Below are 18,382 nucleotides of genomic sequence, written 5' to 3'. Positions count from 1 at the left end.
AATGAACAAAAATTACGGTCGTTACCTATCATTAATATTAATAAAAACACTCGGTTTAGGTTGCCTTTTAACATTTTTTATCTGCGAGATACTGACATCTAAACATACTGGTTTTGAGGAGAAACAAGCTGATTTTATTGATCTCCTTGCTAATATTTTCTGGATAATTGCATTAACGATAACTTCTTTAACCTACTTTTTAAACATACTCAAACCAATCAGATCAAAGCCTTTGTATCGTCTTCTTTCCTTTTTCTTATTGCCAGTGATATTAGCAGTAACGGTTATCGGATATTCCATTATACAGGGAGCCTCAAGTATTGATACTTTACTGGCGAGTACTTTTATTTTCTTTATAACCTTGATTTTCTTTTATTTCAGGTTTTTAGCTTATACCAAAAGCGATCGTTACAACTGATTTGCACAATCGACTATTTGTCAACAATGCCCTACGGCGCTATGCCCTTTGCGGGTAAACCCTTAATTTCGTTGCTCACAGAAAAAGAGGAACAGAGATTGGATTATTTAAAAGGATTAAACCCGTCGCAGCAGGCAGCAGTATTGCAAACCGAAGGGCCGGTAATGATCATTGCCGGTGCAGGTTCGGGCAAAACACGCGTGATAACTTACCGGGTTGCGCACCTGATACAAAAGGGTGTCGACTCGTTTAATATACTGGTACTCACCTTTACCAACAAGGCGGCCCGCGAAATGCGTGAGCGTATTATGCATGCCGCCGGTACAGAAGCTAAAAACATTTGGATGGGTACCTTCCACTCGGTATTTGCCAAAATATTACGTGTTGAGGCCGATAAGATTGGCTACCCCAGCAACTTTACCATTTACGATACCGACGACAGCAAGAGCGTGCTGCGGGCCATCATCAAAGAAATGAGTTTGGATGATAAGCTGTACAATGTAAATTTTGTATTGAACCGGATATCGGCATGCAAAAACAGCCTGATATCGTGGCAAAAATACCAGCAGGACCCAAACTGCAATGCCGATGACTTTAGCAGCGGGCGCGGTAAACTGGGTGAAATATACCAGGCTTATGTAAACCGTTGTTTCCGTGCCGGGGCGATGGATTTTGACGACTTGTTGTACAAAACCAATGAGCTGTTTCGCGATCACGCCGACGTGCTGTACAAATACCAAAACAAGTTTAAATATGTGATGGTGGACGAGTATCAGGATACCAACTTTTCGCAATACCTCATCGTAAAAAAACTGGCCGCCATTAACGAGAATATCTGCGTGGTGGGCGATGATGCGCAAAGTATTTACGCTTTCCGCGGGGCAAACATCCAGAACATTTTAAACTTTGAGAAGGATTATCCTGACCTGAAAGTGTTTAAGCTGGAGCAAAACTACCGCTCAACCCAAAATATTGTAAACGTTGCCAACAGCATCATATCCAACAATAAAGAGCAGCTTAAAAAGAATGTTTTTAGTGAGAAGGAACATGGCGACAAAATAAAAGTGCTGCGTGCCTTTAGCGATAACGAAGAAGGTAAAATGACGGCCGAAGCGATATTCCAGGAGCGCACCGGCAAGGGGCTGAAATGGAACGACTTTGCCATTTTATACCGTACCAATGCGCAATCGCGATCGATGGAGGAAGCCCTGCGCAAGCTCAATATCCCTTACAAAATATACGGGGGCCTCTCCTTTTATCAACGTAAGGAAATTAAAGATCTGATCTCATACTTCCGCCTGACATTTAACCCGGCCGATGAAGAAGCTTTAAAACGGGTGATCAACTATCCTAAACGGGGTATTGGCGATACTACGGTTGACCGCATTATTGTGATAGCCGGCGAACAGGGCAAATCGGCCTGGGATATTATGGCCAACGGGCAGATGTATCTCGACGGGCGCATCAACGCCCTGATCTATCCTTTTGTTACCATGATACAGAGCTTCCAGGTCATCGCGCAAAGCCAAAGCGCGTATGATGCTGCCCTGCACATTGCCCAGCACTGCGGTATTTTAAAAGATCTGTATGAGGATAAATCGGTTGAGGGGTTAAACCGTTATGAGAACATACAAGAGTTGCTGAACGGTATTAAAGAGTTTAGCGAGCGCGAAGATATTGAAGAAAAAGGCCTTGATGTGTTTATGCAGGATATTGCCCTGTTAACCAACGACGATAAGGATAAAAACAAAGATGCCGATACGGTATCGCTGATGACGATACACTCGAGCAAGGGTTTGGAGTTTCCGCAGGTGCATGTAGTGGGTTTGGAAGAGAATTTGTTTCCATCGCAAATGTCGCTCAACTCGCGCAGTGACCTGGAAGAAGAGCGCCGCCTGTTTTACGTAGCCGTTACCCGCGCCGAAAGCAGGCTCACCATTAGTTATGCTACCTCGCGCTTTAAGTTCGGCACGCTGATTAACTGCGAACCGAGTCGGTTTTTGGACGAGATAGACGCGCAATACCTTGAGCTCGATTTTACAGCCAAGCCGCAACCCGGCAATAACCCGTTTTTTGATGACGAACGTACCGCCTGGAGCAGCCGCGATACTTTCAGTAAACCTAAACCGGCGTCGCAGCCAACGGCAGCTAAAGTTAAAACCACATCCATCTTAGCTAAAGCCCACGTGCCCACAGCAGGCTTCGCGCCAAGCGATACCAGTAACCTGCAGGTAGGTATGGAAGTTGAGCATGAGCGTTTTGGTTTTGGCAAGGTGTTGACGCTTGAAGGCCCTAAACCCGATGTAAAGGCTACTATATTTTTTAAAGAGGTTGGACAGAAGCAGTTGTTGTTGAAATTTGCTAAGTTGAGGATAGTGGGGTGATGGAAGATGTGAGAGGTAAGATGGAAAATGTAAAAGCATGAAATATATCTGCCCGGAATGTGGTAAAGAGCATGATGAATGGCCGGCGTTGACGCTTATCAGCCCGGATGCCTACCGTGGTTTAACTGAGGACGAAAAAACAACAATTGCAGTGAAGACTGACGATTTTTGTATGATAACTTATGAAGACCAAACGGACAGGTTTATCAGAGTAACTTTTACACAAACAGTAAACGACAATTGTCAGGGTTTAGATTATGGGGTTTGGGTATCGTTAAGTGAAAAAAGCTACAACGATTATGCTGACAATTATCACAACGAAAATCACGAAGTATCCTATTTTGGATATCTAAGTAATTTAATTCCTGGATATGAAGACAAAAGAAGTGTAAAATGTACCGTGTTTACCCGGAAAGGCAACGCTCGCCCTTATTTGGTTCCATTTGAAGACTTTGACCATCCATTTGTTAAAGATTACTATTCAGGAATAACTTTAGCAGAAGCTGAAAAACGCATCAGTAATATGATAGGCGAATAAATTTGTAATTTAGATGCTATGAAATTATTTTATTCGACTGCTTTACTCATTTGCTTATCGCTGACCGCATCGGCCCAACGCAAAGCAGACACCTTATTTTACGAAAGCTTTAACGCCCCAACCCTAAACCGCGCCAAATGGAACGTGGAAGTTACCGGCGTTAACGGGCATACCGTAAACAACGAGCAGGAGGCTTATGTAGATTCGGCGGCTACGCTGATCCTGGCTAACGGGTTGTTGGATATCAGACCGTTATATCAGCCAGGGTTTACGATAAAAGACGGGAAAAAATACGACTTTATTTCGGGCAGGATCAATACCAGGCAAAAGTTTGAGTTTACTTACGGCACGGCTTCTGCCCGCATTAAAATGGCGGCAGGTGCTGGCTTATGGCCGGCGTTCTGGGCCCTGGGCCAGGGTAAATGGCCGGATTGCGGCGAGATAGATATGATGGAGAACGTTGGCGATTCATCGTGGGTTAGCCACGCTCTGCACGGCCCGGGTTACTTTGGCAATACACCTCTCGCACACCGCTCTTTCTTCCCGAAAGGCACTGACGTTACCCAATGGCATATCTACTCTGTTAATTGGACAAAAGACAGCCTTGTATTTAGTGTAGATGGCACGGTAACCTATACCGTAACCAAAGAGATGGTTGAAAAATACGGCCGCTGGGCTTATGATAACCCTAAATTTATCATCCTGAATTATGCTTTGGGCGGCGGTTATCCGCAGGGCGTAAATAAAGTACAGTCGCCATACCCGGGCTTGCCGCAAAGCACCGTGGATAAAATTAAAGCCGGCAAAGCGGATTACCTGGTTGATTGGGTAGTGGTGACACGGAATTAAAAAAGCCGATACAATGAAATTTTTATTATTACTTTTCCTCACACCCTTGTTTACACTCAACTGCTATGCACAGGTAGACCTATCGCCTGCCCAGACAAAAGCGATCAGGCAAAAAATCGACGCAAAAATCCCTGCACAGCTTCTGAAATTAAAAAAATACAAGGCCGACTCAGCCACTATTACTTTCAGCCTTGATACTTTTCGTATTGAACTGTTTTGTGCCGAACACCTCAAATTAGTTTCGAATGACTCTGAAATGGCCGATGTTGAATACCAATTGGCAAAAAGCTACGACGGATTATTGAACAGGTATTATAAACGTTTAATGATGGTTTTAAAGGCAGATGACAAGAAAGTATTGATTGAAACCCAACGGGCCTGGATAGCATTCAGAGATAGCGAAGAAAAACTTAATGCAACTATTGAAAAACCTGCTTACGGTGGCGGTGGCACAATTTTATTTTTAAATGACGCTGGCCTTTATCTTAATCTTATCAAAAACCGTACTATAGCCCTCTTTGATTACTATTTACGCGCGTCGGGTATGAATTAAGCCCATTGCTTTGTATTTAAAAATCACCCTGACTTTCAGTAACTTCCGTTGCCCGGGATATGCATGCCTGGCTGCACTGCAACCTAGGCAAAACCATGGCCGAGGCTATTGAAGAGTATAAAATCAGGAACAGGATTGGGTAAATAATACTGTTATATGTCGCAATTTTTTGCTATATTTAGGGTTGTACGAACAGTTTTTCGGGCGGTTTATACAGCGAAAGTTCTTTAAAATTTCTTACAATTTCCCCCCTGCTGTTTTTCAATGATTGAAGGATTGATTTTTTGAAGGATTGAGTAAAACGTTAATTGATCTATGCAATACAAGGTGGGTATACCCACCTGTACCCACCCTGTTTTGTGGGTGTAAAAAGTAAAAAAAGCATCTTGAAGTGTTTAAATAAGGATATTGCTCGATTTTTTATAAAAAACACCGACAAATACCCACCCTGTGGAGATTAATCTTAAAAGTATACACAACTATGCAAACGCTCAAAGCCATTAACAAATTCGTTATTTTCCTGCTGGAGGTTAGTATGTTACTGGCATTGGGGTACTGGGGCTTCCATAGTTTTAAAACACTATTATTACAATACCTTTTTGGAATTGGCACGCCGGTATTGGCTGCCGTATTATGGGGGATATTTGCCGCACCAAAGTCAGAGCAGCAACTGCGGTTACCCTACCGTGTCGCTTTTTCAATTGTAATGTTTTGTGCGTCGGGTTGCCTGCTGTACCAAAGCGGAGCTACCGGTTACGCCATTACATTAATGATTGTGGCTGTGCTAACCGAAAGCCTGGCGCTGGTATTGGAAAGAGATACAGCTATCGGAGCTTAATCCTGCTTGCTGATCCTGTTTTCTACTCCCCGGGATGATATGTTCGTTCAGCATGTTTTAGCACGTCTTCCTTATAAAACAATACGTCTTTAAATTTGCCGTCGATATACATTTGTGCCTGGTCGGTAAAGTGTTTTGACGCCGGATCAAAAGACTGCCCGCCGGTGATAATGCTTTTAGCTTTGATGCGTTTACCGAACTCGACCGCTGCAATAAAGCTGTTACCCGAATAGCCATACCGCTTTTGTGTGCCCATTTGCCTGCTCACAAACGACGGCAGTTGTCCGAATGCTGATGACACCTGCCCTACGGGCAAACTTGGCTGGCTATCATCAAATGTTTTACCATCGGCTAGGCGCTGGTACCGGTTAATATTGCCTAAAGGCACTTGCCAGGTGCCGTAAGTCTTTTGCAACACGTTAACTGCCGATGCCAGTAACTCAAGCTGCATCCGTGGCGGACTTTGCGCAATGCTTTGGATGCGTAGCGTTGCATAGGTTCCTTCTTCAACTGTTTTGGGCCTGGGTATTCTGTCCATCATTAAAGTTGCCCATTGTATAGCTAAAGTTGTTGCCGTTGAGGTATCAGATGACGTTCTATCCCAATGTTTTAACAAAGCTATAGGGCCGGCCAGCTGCCCGGTCATCATTACAACTTCGGAATTATCGCTAACCAATGTAGCATTATAAGCTTTAAATAATGCGGGCAGCAAATCGTCAAAAGCTGCCAGGTAGTGGTTATAACCTTTTGAAATCAAACCATCAAGCGTAAGGCCTTGCGCATTTGCCAGTAATTTAATCGCGTTAACTCCGCGATAATTCTGCCCGTCGGGAGCCATATAGGCAGGGTATTTTGCCTTATTGGGACTGCTTGCTCCGGCCGAGGCATAAGGTGTGGCATTACAATTTTGGATAAAACCTGATTTTGGATTGTATACATGTACGATTTGGTTAAGCGGGTGCACACCCTGCCATTCTGTTTGGCTGATACTGCCATCAACGGGTAATGTCCAATCATACTGCGGAGCGCGTTTGGGCATAAAGTTACCATACCACAAGGCGGTGTTGCCCTTATCATCTGCATAAACAGTGTTATTGGTGGCGTTTGACAGCAGGCTCATTGCCCTCTTATATTCTTCAAAATTATTGGCTTTGGTGATCTGCCACGATTCGAGCAGTGCATTTAACGAACGGTTGTTGGCTTTAAGGCTTAGCCATTTGCCATCGCGGCTGCCCATTACCGGGCCGTGGTGAGTGGCATAGGTTGTAAATATTGATGAACTGACCTTACCATTTGCATCCGCGTAGCTAACTGTTACATTTTTACTGCTTACCGGTTTTAACTGCTTGTTATATTCGTAAAACAAACCCTGATCATTTTTGGTGATGTTTTCGGCGTACAGGTCGGCAACGTCGGCATTGCTGGTGGTATGCATCCAGCCGCAATGCCGGTTAAAACCCTGGTAAACGAAGAATTGCCCCCAGGTAACTGCACCGTAGGCATGCAAACCTTCCTGGCTCACCAGTTCTACTTCCGAGCGGAAATAGAAAGGAACATGGGGGTTAATATACAGCATGGCATTACCGCCGGCTGTTTTTGATGGCGATATGGCAAACCCGTTCGAACCGGTTTCCATCAGCTCGTCGTTAACTTTATAGTTAAAACCCATTTGTGGTTCGCCCTTGCTGTAAAACCGCCTCACATCATCAACGGTAGCGCCGCCGGTTATGGTGGCACCTACACTGCCATCGGTAAACATTAAGGCATACCAGGGCTTAAAACTGGTTAATACGGCAGGTCGTACTTCAGGATGTTTATACAGATAGTAGTTAACTCCATCCGCGAAAGCGTTAAGCAGTTTTTTAAAAGCGGGAGCACAAACTTTGTAATCCCTGATGGCATCGGTACTGTCCTCGGCCAGGCGCATCAGCAGATCGGTATAAACGGCTCTCTCGCCATCAATCTCGGCAGTGCGGCCCAGTACATTGAGGTAGTTGCGTTCCACCCCTTTAAAGTTATCCTCGCATTCGCTGTAAAGCAGGCCAAAAACAACATCGGCATCGGTTTTGGCATAAATATGCGGTACGCCCCAATTATCGCGGATAATAGTTACCCGTTTGGCTTCGGCCTGGCATCTTTGCACATCGGCTTTGGTTAGTTTTTGTGTCCAGCCCAAAAAAGGTAATACCATCAATATACAGAAAAACGATTTTGATAACATGGTTAACTTTTTATTAAAAAATGTAATTTAGTACAAATAAGCTATTGATCCCAAATGGAAGATAAAGAATTAAAGCACGAGTTTGAACTGGAACGTGTTATCCTGTTTAGCGACGCGGTATTTGCCATCATCATTACAATTATGGTGCTGGAAATAAAACTACCCGAAGGTTTGCGCCATGCCACATCCCAACAGGTAAGGCAGGCGTTTGTAGACCTGACACCACGATTGGGTGCTTATGCTTTAAGCTTCCTTTTGGTGAGCGCATTTTGGCTGCGGCACCTCAAAATTTTTAAAGTGCTGAAAGATTATGATGCACCGCTGGTTGTACGTAACCTGCTTTTTTTGTTTGTGATATCACTTTTTCCGTTTGCTGTTACCATTATTGCAGGTACCATAGCGCCGCATAATTTATGGGCTCTTGATGTATATATCGGCATTATACTGGCAGGAGCTTTCGTCCAAACGCTGATACTGCAATATATTGTTAAGCATAAACAAAAACTATGTTTCTATCCGTCAACAGTTGAAGATGCGTTAAAATGGAAGGCCCACCGGTTAACCTTTATACTTACCCCTATATCGGTAATATTGGTGGTGATTGTGAATATGCTGAATTTAGTGCAATGGGTAGTTTATATCGTGTTGTTCCAGATGCTCATTATCCGTGCAAGTGCAAAACGATATTATCCTAAGCATAACAAACCTGCCGAGATCACTGCTTAAAGCGGCCTTGGTTTTTACAGATCTTTTTATTTATATTTGATTACCAAACCATTAAAACCATTCAGTTATGAAAAAGCTATTGTTGTTAGTGATGATGGTGGCAGCCATAGGCACCACATTTGCATTTAAGGTAAAAGATACTTCGTTAACCGGATACATTGGCGATGCGATGTGCGCGGCCAAAGGTAAAGCGAATACCGCCGACCATGCCGCTTGTGCCGCAAAATGTATCAAAGGCGGATCGGCTGCTGTTTTGGTTGTTGGTGATAAGGTTTATACCATATCAAACCAGAAGAAAGTGATCAAATTTGCCGGGAAGAAAGTAACTGTAGAAGGTACCGTTACCGATGATTCGATAGAGGTAAATACAATAGCTGAAGCTAAGTAAACTAATATAAACTGATAAACAAAGCCCGTATGATGTTCATACGGGCTTTGTTGTTTTATGCTAAACCGGTTATTGTTATTACAAATTTTTGAAGGTATATTTAGCTACCTAAACTTAACCTTCACCATGATTATTTACGGATCAAAAGCCACACACATTATTACCGAACAGATTGCTGAGCAGTGCCCGCATTGCAGTTCGGCTAATACCATGCACATGAGCGTGTTTCAACGATATGCACATGTATACTGGATCCCGATGTTTGGGATCGGTAAAACCGGGGTTTCGCAATGTTTGCATTGCAAACAGGTGCTTAAGTTAAAAGAAATGCCCCATGCCCTCAAATTAGCCTATGATAATGTGGTGCTAAGAGCAAAAACACCTTTGTTTGTATTTTCGGGCCTGGCGGTAATTGCGGTTATTGTATTAATTGCCATTATCAAATAAAAGATCCCGGCTGAATCATCATCAACCGGGATCTCATATTTGCATATCTGCACATCAAATCATCTGCAAATCAGGCTCCTTTTTTCCATTTAATAGAGCAGCCTATGGCTTTGGTGCTGGTGGTGGCTACGCTTTTACCTGCTAATAAAGCGTTTACGGCATTTTCCACATAACGGGTGTGGTTAGGGTTGCTGTTTTCGGTATCATCGTCAATAGCACCTATATATTGCACCACATTGCCCTTTTCGGTTTTTTGCAGTACAAACACATGTGGGGTAGCCCTGGCGCCGTACTCGCGGGTTACATCCTGGGTTTCATCAATGGTATACGGAAAGGTATAGCCTTTGGCTGCAGCCAGTTTTTTCATATTATCGAATGAATCGGCAGGCTCACCTATTGGGTCGTTGGGGCTGATGGCGATAACAGGATAACCCTTAGCCGCATACTTTTTGTCGAGATCCATAATACGGCTTTCGTAAGCTTTGGCATAAGGACAATGATTGCAGGTAAATACTACGATAAAACCCTTGGCTGCTTTATAATTAGCCAGCGATATGGTTTTACCATCCACATTTTTTAGTTTAAAATCGGCAGCAACGTCGCCAACTTTATAACCACCATTATCGGCTTTAAAAGCCGCAAGGCCTATTACGGCCACTGTTAATAAAGCGAATAACTTTTTCATGTTTCTGATTATTTATTGGTTTGATATAATTTATTTAACTCATCGTAAGTAAATTCCTTTTCATAAAATTTACGAATATTTTTCCGTGCATTTACGATCATCGTTCCCGGCAAGGCACCGCTCCAGCTTTTATCGATCTGGTCAATAAAAACCTGTTCGTTCGGCTTATCGGCCAGGTAAACTTCGCTTACTATTTTTTTGCTTTTCGCAAATGAATTCACCTCAGCCCATTTCGATTTAAAATCCATGCTCACCAACAGCACCTTTACAGGCCGGGCTTTATAGGTTTGCTGCAGTTTATCAAAATTAGGGAGTTCGGCAACACAAGGGCCGCACCAGGTGGCCCAAAAGTTTACAATATAAACGGTATCCTTATTGTTAAAACGTTGCTGTAATTGCTGATAGGTGATCGGTTTAACTGTTTTGCTTTGCGCAGATACCGTGAAACTGCCAACCGCAAATAGCATAGTAAAGATAAAAAATTTGTATCGCATCATAAAACTAACGCCTATATCTTGTTTTTGTGATAAAGTTAACAAACTTAAAAAAACAATAACCTATTAACTCAATAACTGATCAACTAATTCGGGTACGCCTATGGTTGCCTTTTCTTCTATTTTGATCATATCCGGCACACCGTAAACAACAGGGATCTTAGGGTCAATAATGTATTTGGGTACATCCGCAGGCACATAATTGATCAGGCCCGATGCAGGATAAACCGCCAGCGACGATCCCACTAAAATAAAGATTTCGGCTTGCGCGCAAATTTTAGCCGCGGGTTCAATCATCGGCACCATTTCGCCAAACCAAACCACATGCGGGCGTAATTGTGAACCTAAGCGACATGTTTCGCCCATGCGCAATTCCCAGCCTTTAATGGGATACGTTAGCCTGGGGTTTTTGCTCGATTGTGATTTGGTAATAATACCATGGAGGTGCACCACATTGGTGGATCCTGCCCTTTCGTGCAGATCATCAATATTCTGGGTGATGATCGTTATCTCATATTTTTGTTCCAGTTTAGCCAATGCCTCATGTGCCGCATTGGGTTTAGCCTCCAATACCGATTTACGGCGCATATTGTAAAAGTCCTGCACCAGTGCCGGGTTGCGCTCCCAGCCTTCGGGTGTGGCTACTTCCTGAATGTCATAACCTTCCCAAAGGCCGTCGCTGTCTCTAAAAGTTTTCAATCCGCTTTCGGCACTAATACCGGCGCCGGTTAAAACCACTAATTTTTGTTTCATTGTGATAAATATAAGCACAAAAAAAGCGCCCCGATATGCCGGGACGCTTTCCATATCAAATTAAAAATAGATCAGGCTACCTGAGGTTGCACCTGTAAAACAGTATATCTGGTTTTGGCTGCTTCGAAAGTACCGAATAACAAGGCCGAGAAAAGCAGGTTACCCACTATCATCTTTGCCTCGAATGGGATAGCCGAGTTTAACGATTGAAAATACCCTGTTAATCCCGGAGGATAATAAGTGCTGCCAAAGGTCATATCGGTAAGCAGCCAGTGGATTACTACCGCACCAACAGCTGCCACTATTACTTTTATAGCACTTACTTTTTTAATAAGCGTGCCGATAAATACGGTAACAGCATAAGTTAAATAAACTATCCATGCTCCATCAAATAAGCCAACCTTATTGTATTTGGTATAGTTTACAAGCAGATCGCTAATCAATAGTATCAACAAAGTAGACAGGTAAGCTTTCCATTTATCCGAAAAATACGCACCGCCAAACAGCGCCACTGCACCTACCGGTGTAAAGTTGGCCCAGGTTACCAGGTTGTTAGGGATAAGTACACGTGTAGCAACAGCAGCTACCATCATCAGAAATAGTACGCTGTTGCGAATGTTTATTTTTTGCTGTGTAGACATAAATGTTTATATATTCTGTGATTGCAAAAATACTTAAACTAAACTACAAATAAAAGATTGTTCAAATCTTACTTGAATGTGTACTTCAACCCGCTCATTACGTTAAAGCCCATGGTATTGTAGCCAACCCAATCAACATATTTTGTATCAAATAAATTTTTAAGGTCGACAAAAATGCTAAAGTTAGCTATCGGGCTGTATTGCAAATGCAGATCAAACAAATTGTAGCTTGGCAATTCATCAACTCTTGAGTACGGTGCAACGTCTAAAAACTCCCTGTCAAAACGGCCGCCGGTGTATTTGTAGTTCACCCCAACTGTTAGCACTTTAGCAAATTGGTATGCTGCATTGGCGCCATAGGTGTTTTTTGGCCTGCGCAGCAGGTTAAGCGTTTCGTTACCGTTTACATCAGTTTGGTGCCCCACAACATAGGCGGTATAGCCAGATAGTTTAAAACCTTGGTAGTTAAAGTTTAACTCGCTTTCAAATCCCTGGTCATCTTGCTTGCTTCCGTTTAGATAGTATGAAGCATACGGAGATACCGACTGGCTATAAAAGTAAATAACATCGGTTGTTTTGCGTTTAAAAAAATCGGAAGTAAATGACAGCATGTTTTTCACGATCTCCAAATCAAAACCTGCTTCGTACGATACGGTAGTTTGCGGTTTCAGGTCAGGCGTACCGTATTGCGAATAAAGCTGGTACAATGATGGGGTAACGTAAGCGGAACCAATGCTTGCAAATATTTTAAACCTGTTGGCAAGTGTTACAGATGGGTTAATAGTGTAGGTAAAGTTGCTTCCATATTTATTGTGGTGATTGTAGCGGCCGCCCAGCTCCATGTGAAAGATGTCCGATTTAAAAAACAATGAAGTATAAACGCTTTCAATATTGGTACTCGCATTAATAATGCTTGGTACCGTATTAGGGAACGAAGCAGAGCTGTATAAACTATATTGGTTGGTATTAGAGTATTTAACATCAAGACCACTTGTGATATCGAAATATTTGCCTAACCCCTGGTTCAATACAGCTTCGCCATTGGTAATGCGACCCAGATTGCGTACTACAGAGCTGGCACCACCGTTATCTGTAGGTAAATTTTGATAGTCGTTCCAAACATTGTTTTGACTTACATTAAAACGCAACGCACCATTTGGTAAGGCTAACTTAGCTCCTACACCGCCCAACAAAAAGGTTTTGTTGTAGGTATAATCGTTATCGCCCTTAAAAGCATCGTACGGCAGATCGCCGGTATTGTAACTGGTTTGCAAGTTAGCATTCAATGTTAATTTTTGCGAAACCGGCTGGGTAAGATTAATGCTCACAGAACGCTGACGAAACCCATCATTTTTAAAATTTGAATTGCCGGTACGATCTGTAGCTGCCGAAAAACCGCCGTAATCAACATTTGAGATATTGACAGCGATCCCCGTTTTGTTGATCGTTCCGTTAAGACCCAGTGAACTGGTATAGGTTTTGTAACTGCCAACACCTGCCTGAATTGTAGGCGCTAATTTTTGATCAGCAGGCTTTTTGGTAATGATATTGATCACACCCGCAACTGCATCAGAGCCGTAAAGCGTTGAATTGCTGCCCTTCAGTATTTCGATACGTTCGATCTGGTCAATTGGAAACGCATTCAAATCATAATTGCCGGCTATGCCCGACGCGTCATTTACCGGGAAACCATCAACCAATATCAGGGTATTGCCTGCACTTGCTCCACGCAGGTATACATCAGAACTGATGCCCCGGTTATTATTGGCTCCCGAAAAGGTAATTCCGGCCACGTTATTAAGCAGGTCGGGTACCGTACGGCCTTGCGACTGATTGATCTGTGCCTGCGTAATAACTGTTACGTTACGCCCAATGTCCGATAGTTTTTTTGGCGAACGGGTTGCGGTAATTACAACCTCGTTCAGTTTTGTGGTGTCCTTTAGTTTTGCGCCTTGCGCATGGCCCGTGTTTACCTGGAGGCCCAGTTGTGCAAGCCCCAGGCTTACAGCAACTACTACATAATTTTTTTTCATGTTGTTGTGAGTTTTAACCCACAGCATACAGAAACGAAGAATAAGGAATGGGAAAGGCGCTCCTGCAGTGAGCACGATCTCATCCAAGCTTCTATCCCCGAAAGCTATGAATAATAAATGCTCGTGGCAGGTATTCTGGCTCGTCCTAACGTTGAAGTCTTCCCATCGCGTAAAGCAAACAGTGACACTCTTATTCAACTAAGCCTTTGTAAAGGCCCGGACTTACAGCTGCGGGACAGCTCCGGATTTACACCGGATTCCCTTTTAATCCCTTCCCGGTGAACCGGGAAAAGAACCGAAAGCGTTGCAAATGTAACAGAAAGATTTGTTAGCATCAATACAAAATCGGTTATATTTACCCCTATGAAATTTTATTGTACGCTATTTGCCTTATTGATGACACTATCCGCCGCAGCGCAAAAAACCGATACCGTATTCCTGAAAAAGCTATTAGAAAGCCATCCGGAGCTATTTGCGGGCATACTCAATCATCCCACCCAGAACGAGGTGCAGATATTATACACCCAGATTGACCGTGATGCCAATAACCAGCCGCACTTTACGCAATACAGCTATCGGCTTAACGCGAACCGCTACTTCTACCCTGCCAGCACGGTAAAATTGCCTACGGCCATCTTCGGACTTGAAAAAATAAACGAGCTCAAAGTTGCCGGGCTTACCCGCAAAACCAATATGCAAACCGATACGGCTTTTAAGGGCCAAACCGCTGTTACCAAAGACGATTCATCGGTAAATGGTTTACCAAGCCTTGAAAATTATATCAAAAAGATACTGCTGGTTAGCGATAACAATGCATACAACCGGGTGTACGAATTTGTAGATCGCGCCGAGATCAACGCCAAACTCAAAAAGTACAATTTAAATAACACCCGCATCATTGGCAGGTTAGCCATTGGCGATGCAGGCGAATCGACCAAACATACCAACCCGATCCGTTTTGAGCAGGAGGGCAAAATTGTGTACACCAAACCGGCTGCTTACGATGCCAACGAATACCCGATGCACCTTGATAACATGCTGCAGGGAAAGGGCTATATGGATAGCCATGATAAGCTGGTGATGGGCCAGTACAGTTTTGAGGATAAGAACGTTTACCCCATTGCCGATCAGCAAATGGTGTTGCGCCGGTTGCTGTTCCCATCGGCATTTCCTAAAGATCAGCGTTATAACCTTACGGATGATGATTACAGCTTTATGTACAAGTACATGAGCATGTTCCCTACCGAAAGTATCAAACCAACTTATCCGCGGCCGGAATATTACCCCGCATTTTGCAAATTCCTTTTCTACGGATCGGATACCTCAGCGGTGATCAATCCTGATATCCGTATCTTCAACAAAATCGGCGATTCTTACGGTTACGATATCGATAATGCCTACATTGTCGATTTTAAGAATAAGGTTGAGTTTATGCTCACCGCCGTTGTCCAATCCAACGAAGATGGCATCCTGAACGACAACAAGTACGAATACGCTACGGTATGCCTGCCGTTTATGAAAAACCTGGGCCAGGTGATCTACCGGCACGAACTGCAGCGTAAAAAGAAACACCTTCCTGATCTGAGCCGGTTTAAATTTGATTATAAATAATTTTCATTTAACGAAAACAGATTGACTGATCATTGGTTAAACATTTATATAAAACATAAATGTTATGCCAGATACAACACTGCATCAAAATCAATATAACACCGGGGATGGCACTACCGCTCCAATCGTTAACCTTGAATGGCCCGAGCGTGTAGCTTCGGTAGCTTTAGGTACACGCATGGCATTTGGCGGTCTGTCGCGCATGTTTAGGCATCCGTTGCGGAGTGCCCTGCGCATATTTGCGGGCGGCTACCTGGTACAACGCGGCGTTACCGGGCATTGCGAAGTTTATACCCGTTTAGGCAAAACCACCACCGAGCCGGTAAACGTCAATATCAAATACACCTTTACCGTTAACAGGAATCGGCAGGATGTTTACGATTTTTGGCGCCGACTGGAAAACCTGCCTTTGTTTATGAGTCATTTGGATAATATTCAGGTTATTAGTGACAAATATTCGCATTGGGAGGCCAAAATACCTGGTAACATAGGTAACATTAGCTGGGATGCCGAAATTGTGGAAGATATACCCGGCAGCCACATCAGTTGGCAATCGCTGCCCGACGCGACCATCAACAACACAGGCAAGGTTGAATTTGAAGATGCTCCGGGCCAACAGGGCACCATTGTAAAAGTGGTGATCAGCTATTTGCCTCCTGCGGGTGGTCTGGGCACAGGTCTCGCCAAACTACTGAACCCTGTATTTGAAAGACTGGTTAGGCAAGATGTATTAAGCTTTAAGGATTATATGGAAATATACAGTACCGACGACCGCGTAACTATAGATGACGAATGTATGAATGCGGTGATGACCGATGATGTAACCATAGTGACCATTATGGCTACAGAAGATGAGCCGCCTGTAAGCGCTTATAATCCTGATAATGGAGATCAGCCTGATCAAACAGGTATATAACGATGATTTAAGGAGCCCCGGCAATAACCGGGGCTTTATTTTTTATATAAACGCCCGTGTACTTAAATAATGGCGTTTTCAATATCATCGTGCTGATGAGCATACATATCATTGCGGGTACGCATGGTAATGATCATGTTATCAGCTATAGTTAACAGATTGTCCATTTGGTCGGCAGCTGCATCGCGCAGGCCAACTAACGATTTTGCTAATTTTTCCCTGTTTTCTTTTCCTTTTTTTGGTGCAAATAAAACGCCTAATGTTACTCCTGCAGCCAATCCTACCAATAATAATGCAGCCGATTTTGAAGTATTGTTCATATAAATAAAATGTATCTCAATAATTGGGTTAGTACCGCTTTGTGATAAAGCTTCACAAATTTGCTCATTTTTTAACGTTTGCCGAAGAAATTAGTTGTTAAAAATTGTAAAAAAATGTCTTAATTATTATACAAAATAGCAACCCTGTCATTTTTAATAGGTTACTCTACATTTTCATCATCTTCATTAACGATGGGCTGATCTTTAAGTAAACCTCGCCACTTAAAGGCGAATTACCGTAAAGCGTATTTAAACCTTGCGGGATGATATTTAAGGTGCTCTGTATGCCCAGCGTAACATTGGTATTCCAGGTTTTGAACAGGCGATGGTTAACGCCCAGGGTTATCGCGTTTACGTTAAATACCGCAGCATTTACACTTGCTGGTGACAGGTTCAGTTCATCGGCCGTTTTTTGCACAAACTCGTAACGGCCGTAAATCGCCGTTTTATCAAGCTGTACATTACTTTCGGCGGTAATCGAATGCTCATTAGCCGTACCACCCCCGGGCTCTTCTACATGGTTATATCCCCAGATCAAAGCACTGCTGATAAACTTGTCATCGTTAAAGTTATATTGCTTACTGATGGATGCTGTGGTGCGTAAGATGTTTTCCAGCGGGTTTAAAGCTTCCGGACCTTTGATATACCCTTGCGAAAATTGCATTGCCCAATGATCGTTCGGATTAACGGATAAGCGATACGAGTAGCTGTTAAATACGGGTTTATCAAAATTATACCGATTTTCGTCGGGCTCATGCCCGTTAAACACCGACGCCTCTATCCTGGCAATTTTATATCTGAAACCTAATGTGGCAACGCCGAAGGTAATATGGGTAGCATCCTGCCAGTGATGCGCAAGCGTGGCGTCAGGATCGTTCATAGCCGATGGCCGGTGCATAAAGGTTACCGGCCCCAACGCCGGTTCGCCGGGATAGCCAAAGTAACCGGTCAGGTCGGCATCTTTGTTCAATGCCTGTGTATAACCTACAGCCAGTTCGGCAAACAAGTCGTGCGGGTGTTGTCTGTCAACCAACGGTACGTTTTTCCAGCTCTCGCCGGATTGAAATACCAGCGGGTAACCATAACCGCCCTCGGTCAGCGCATCTGCCGACATCATCAGGTTAGCGCTGAATAAGCCGTTCTCTCCCACCTTGTGCTGCGCCATGGCCATTGCCCAGTTCGGTGCGTCAAACTTAGCGGCCTGCCCCCGTTTACCGTCGCTATTAAGGTTTTGCGTGGTATATCTTAAAAATACAGCGCCATGAAACATCAGGTTCCATTTGCCCGCAGTAAGCATATAGGCGTACATGGGCGATTGATCGGGCAGCCATGATGTGCCTGATCCATTGCGGTTCATGGGCAGGTTAAGCGAAAAAGCATGACTCATATCGCCCATATACATGCCGCTCATATCCATGTTTCCCATGTCCATAGCTTTTTTAACCGTATCTGTGCTTTTCACAGATTTCTTTTTAACGGTATCCATATGCATACCATGCATATTCATCTGGGATTTTCCGCCTGCAGCAGATAGTAAAAATATAATGATGATGAGATTTTTTTTCAT

General features: G+C 43.5%; 19 protein-coding genes and 1 riboswitch. Of the genes, 11 read left to right on the top strand and 8 right to left on the bottom strand.

Features of this window, described 5'->3' with window-relative positions; genetic code table 11:
- Window position 1: 1 nt before the first annotated feature.
- The 6 genes from ACFGVR_RS18940 to ACFGVR_RS18915 all read left to right on the top strand — a co-directional run bounded on the left by ACFGVR_RS18940 (window position 2) and on the right by ACFGVR_RS18915 (window position 5,580).
- A complete protein-coding gene (locus tag ACFGVR_RS18940; protein WP_448698993.1) occupies window positions 2–418 on the top strand; it encodes a hypothetical protein in 417 nt (138 codons plus the stop codon).
- Window positions 419–516: 98 nt separating this feature from the next.
- Window positions 517–2,802 (top strand): ATP-dependent helicase, encoded by a 2,286-nt coding sequence (locus ACFGVR_RS18935; protein WP_448703048.1) that lies wholly within the window; start codon window positions 517–519, stop codon window positions 2,800–2,802.
- A gap of 37 nt (window positions 2,803–2,839) precedes the next feature.
- Window positions 2,840–3,340, top strand: a complete 501-nt coding sequence (locus ACFGVR_RS18930) for a DUF2199 domain-containing protein (protein WP_448698992.1) — start codon at window positions 2,840–2,842, stop codon at window positions 3,338–3,340.
- Window positions 3,341–3,358: 18 nt separating this feature from the next.
- On the top strand, window positions 3,359–4,189 hold the full coding sequence (locus ACFGVR_RS18925) for a glycoside hydrolase family 16 protein (RefSeq protein ID WP_448698991.1): 831 nt from the start codon (window positions 3,359–3,361) through the stop codon (window positions 4,187–4,189).
- Window positions 4,190–4,202: 13 nt separating this feature from the next.
- Window positions 4,203–4,742, top strand: coding sequence for a lysozyme inhibitor LprI family protein (locus ACFGVR_RS18920; RefSeq protein ID WP_448698989.1), 540 nt, complete (start codon window positions 4,203–4,205; stop codon window positions 4,740–4,742).
- Between the two features lie 481 nt (window positions 4,743–5,223).
- The gene (locus ACFGVR_RS18915; RefSeq protein ID WP_448698987.1) at window positions 5,224–5,580 is read left to right on the top strand and encodes a YrdB family protein; all 357 of its coding nucleotides are present in this window, start codon (window positions 5,224–5,226) and stop codon (window positions 5,578–5,580) included.
- A gap of 22 nt (window positions 5,581–5,602) precedes the next feature.
- On the opposite strand, the gene ACFGVR_RS18910 is transcribed toward ACFGVR_RS18915, so the two are convergent.
- Window positions 5,603–7,801, bottom strand: a complete 2,199-nt coding sequence (locus ACFGVR_RS18910) for a penicillin acylase family protein (RefSeq protein WP_448698985.1) — start codon at window positions 7,799–7,801, stop codon at window positions 5,603–5,605.
- 54 nt (window positions 7,802–7,855) lie between these two features.
- On the opposite strand from ACFGVR_RS18910, the gene ACFGVR_RS18905 reads away from it, so the two are divergent.
- The 3 genes from ACFGVR_RS18905 (at window position 7,856) to ACFGVR_RS18895 (ending at window position 9,362) form a co-directional block, all read left to right on the top strand.
- A complete protein-coding gene (locus ACFGVR_RS18905; protein WP_448698984.1) occupies window positions 7,856–8,527 on the top strand; it encodes a TMEM175 family protein in 672 nt (223 codons plus the stop codon).
- Window positions 8,528–8,594: 67 nt separating this feature from the next.
- Window positions 8,595–8,915, top strand: a complete 321-nt coding sequence (locus ACFGVR_RS18900; RefSeq protein ID WP_448698982.1) for a hypothetical protein — start codon at window positions 8,595–8,597, stop codon at window positions 8,913–8,915.
- Window positions 8,916–9,041: 126 nt separating this feature from the next.
- A complete protein-coding gene (locus ACFGVR_RS18895) occupies window positions 9,042–9,362 on the top strand; it encodes a hypothetical protein (protein WP_448698980.1) in 321 nt (106 codons plus the stop codon).
- Window positions 9,363–9,432: 70 nt separating this feature from the next.
- On the opposite strand, the gene ACFGVR_RS18890 is transcribed toward ACFGVR_RS18895, so the two are convergent.
- The 5 genes from ACFGVR_RS18890 to ACFGVR_RS18870 form a co-directional block, all read right to left on the bottom strand.
- Window positions 9,433–10,047: a thioredoxin family protein gene (locus ACFGVR_RS18890; protein WP_448698979.1), complete on the bottom strand. Its 615-nt coding sequence runs from the start codon at window positions 10,045–10,047 to the stop codon at window positions 9,433–9,435.
- Window positions 10,048–10,055: 8 nt separating this feature from the next.
- Window positions 10,056–10,514 (bottom strand): TlpA disulfide reductase family protein, encoded by a 459-nt coding sequence (locus ACFGVR_RS18885; protein ID WP_448698978.1) that lies wholly within the window; start codon window positions 10,512–10,514, stop codon window positions 10,056–10,058.
- 93 nt (window positions 10,515–10,607) lie between these two features.
- Window positions 10,608–11,294: an SIR2 family NAD-dependent protein deacylase gene (locus ACFGVR_RS18880; RefSeq protein ID WP_448698976.1), complete on the bottom strand. Its 687-nt coding sequence runs from the start codon at window positions 11,292–11,294 to the stop codon at window positions 10,608–10,610.
- Between the two features lie 71 nt (window positions 11,295–11,365).
- Entirely contained in the window at window positions 11,366–11,935 is a 570-nt protein-coding gene (locus ACFGVR_RS18875) for a DUF6580 family putative transport protein (protein WP_448698975.1), read from the bottom strand.
- 68 nt (window positions 11,936–12,003) lie between these two features.
- Complete coding sequence (locus tag ACFGVR_RS18870) at window positions 12,004–13,968, bottom strand: TonB-dependent receptor plug domain-containing protein (RefSeq protein WP_448698973.1); 1,965 nt, start codon at window positions 13,966–13,968, stop codon at window positions 12,004–12,006.
- A gap of 108 nt (window positions 13,969–14,076) precedes the next feature.
- Window positions 14,077–14,283: riboswitch (cobalamin riboswitch) on the bottom strand.
- 48 nt (window positions 14,284–14,331) lie between these two features.
- Between ACFGVR_RS18870 and ACFGVR_RS18865 the strand changes: the two genes are divergently transcribed.
- Both ACFGVR_RS18865 and ACFGVR_RS18860 read left to right on the top strand, forming a co-directional pair.
- Window positions 14,332–15,579, top strand: coding sequence for a serine hydrolase (locus ACFGVR_RS18865; RefSeq protein ID WP_448698971.1), 1,248 nt, complete (start codon window positions 14,332–14,334; stop codon window positions 15,577–15,579).
- A gap of 64 nt (window positions 15,580–15,643) precedes the next feature.
- Window positions 15,644–16,495, top strand: a complete 852-nt coding sequence (locus ACFGVR_RS18860) for an SRPBCC family protein (RefSeq protein WP_448698970.1) — start codon at window positions 15,644–15,646, stop codon at window positions 16,493–16,495.
- A gap of 62 nt (window positions 16,496–16,557) precedes the next feature.
- Here ACFGVR_RS18860 and ACFGVR_RS18855 read toward each other — a convergent pair whose 3' ends face one another.
- A complete protein-coding gene (locus ACFGVR_RS18855) occupies window positions 16,558–16,815 on the bottom strand; it encodes a YtxH domain-containing protein (protein WP_448698969.1) in 258 nt (85 codons plus the stop codon).
- A 166-nt stretch (window positions 16,816–16,981) separates the two neighbouring features.
- A complete protein-coding gene (locus tag ACFGVR_RS18850) occupies window positions 16,982–18,382 on the bottom strand; it encodes a hypothetical protein (protein WP_448698967.1) in 1,401 nt (466 codons plus the stop codon).

The organism is Mucilaginibacter aureus (assembly GCF_053514885.1).
Note: the sequence above shows the minus strand (reverse complement) of the source record. Positions and strands in the feature narration are given on the sequence as shown.

Bases quoted from the DNA above. Each gene is read 5' to 3' on its own strand.
- ACFGVR_RS18900 (WP_448698982.1), top strand. From the start codon at position 8,595: ATGAAAAAGCTATTGTTGTTAGTGATGATGGTGGCAGCCATAGGCACC.
- ACFGVR_RS18855 (WP_448698969.1), bottom strand. From the start codon at position 16,815: ATGAACAATACTTCAAAATCGGCTGCATTATTATTGGTAGGATTGGCT.
- ACFGVR_RS18940 (WP_448698993.1), top strand. From the start codon at position 2: ATGAACAAAAATTACGGTCGTTACCTATCATTAATATTAATAAAAACA.
- ACFGVR_RS18885 (WP_448698978.1), bottom strand. From the start codon at position 10,514: ATGCTATTTGCGGTTGGCAGTTTCACGGTATCTGCGCAAAGCAAAACA.
- ACFGVR_RS18920 (WP_448698989.1), top strand. From the start codon at position 4,203: ATGAAATTTTTATTATTACTTTTCCTCACACCCTTGTTTACACTCAAC.
- ACFGVR_RS18910 (WP_448698985.1), bottom strand. From the start codon at position 7,801: ATGTTATCAAAATCGTTTTTCTGTATATTGATGGTATTACCTTTTTTG.
- ACFGVR_RS18865 (WP_448698971.1), top strand. From the start codon at position 14,332: ATGAAATTTTATTGTACGCTATTTGCCTTATTGATGACACTATCCGCC.
- ACFGVR_RS18895 (WP_448698980.1), top strand. From the start codon at position 9,042: ATGATTATTTACGGATCAAAAGCCACACACATTATTACCGAACAGATT.
- ACFGVR_RS18905 (WP_448698984.1), top strand. From the start codon at position 7,856: ATGGAAGATAAAGAATTAAAGCACGAGTTTGAACTGGAACGTGTTATC.
- ACFGVR_RS18890 (WP_448698979.1), bottom strand. From the start codon at position 10,047: ATGAAAAAGTTATTCGCTTTATTAACAGTGGCCGTAATAGGCCTTGCG.
- ACFGVR_RS18930 (WP_448698992.1), top strand. From the start codon at position 2,840: ATGAAATATATCTGCCCGGAATGTGGTAAAGAGCATGATGAATGGCCG.
- ACFGVR_RS18915 (WP_448698987.1), top strand. From the start codon at position 5,224: ATGCAAACGCTCAAAGCCATTAACAAATTCGTTATTTTCCTGCTGGAG.
- ACFGVR_RS18875 (WP_448698975.1), bottom strand. From the start codon at position 11,935: ATGTCTACACAGCAAAAAATAAACATTCGCAACAGCGTACTATTTCTG.
- ACFGVR_RS18870 (WP_448698973.1), bottom strand. From the start codon at position 13,968: ATGAAAAAAAATTATGTAGTAGTTGCTGTAAGCCTGGGGCTTGCACAA.
- ACFGVR_RS18860 (WP_448698970.1), top strand. From the start codon at position 15,644: ATGCCAGATACAACACTGCATCAAAATCAATATAACACCGGGGATGGC.
- ACFGVR_RS18925 (WP_448698991.1), top strand. From the start codon at position 3,359: ATGAAATTATTTTATTCGACTGCTTTACTCATTTGCTTATCGCTGACC.
- ACFGVR_RS18850 (WP_448698967.1), bottom strand. From the start codon at position 18,382: ATGAAAAAAAATCTCATCATCATTATATTTTTACTATCTGCTGCAGGC.
- ACFGVR_RS18880 (WP_448698976.1), bottom strand. From the start codon at position 11,294: ATGAAACAAAAATTAGTGGTTTTAACCGGCGCCGGTATTAGTGCCGAA.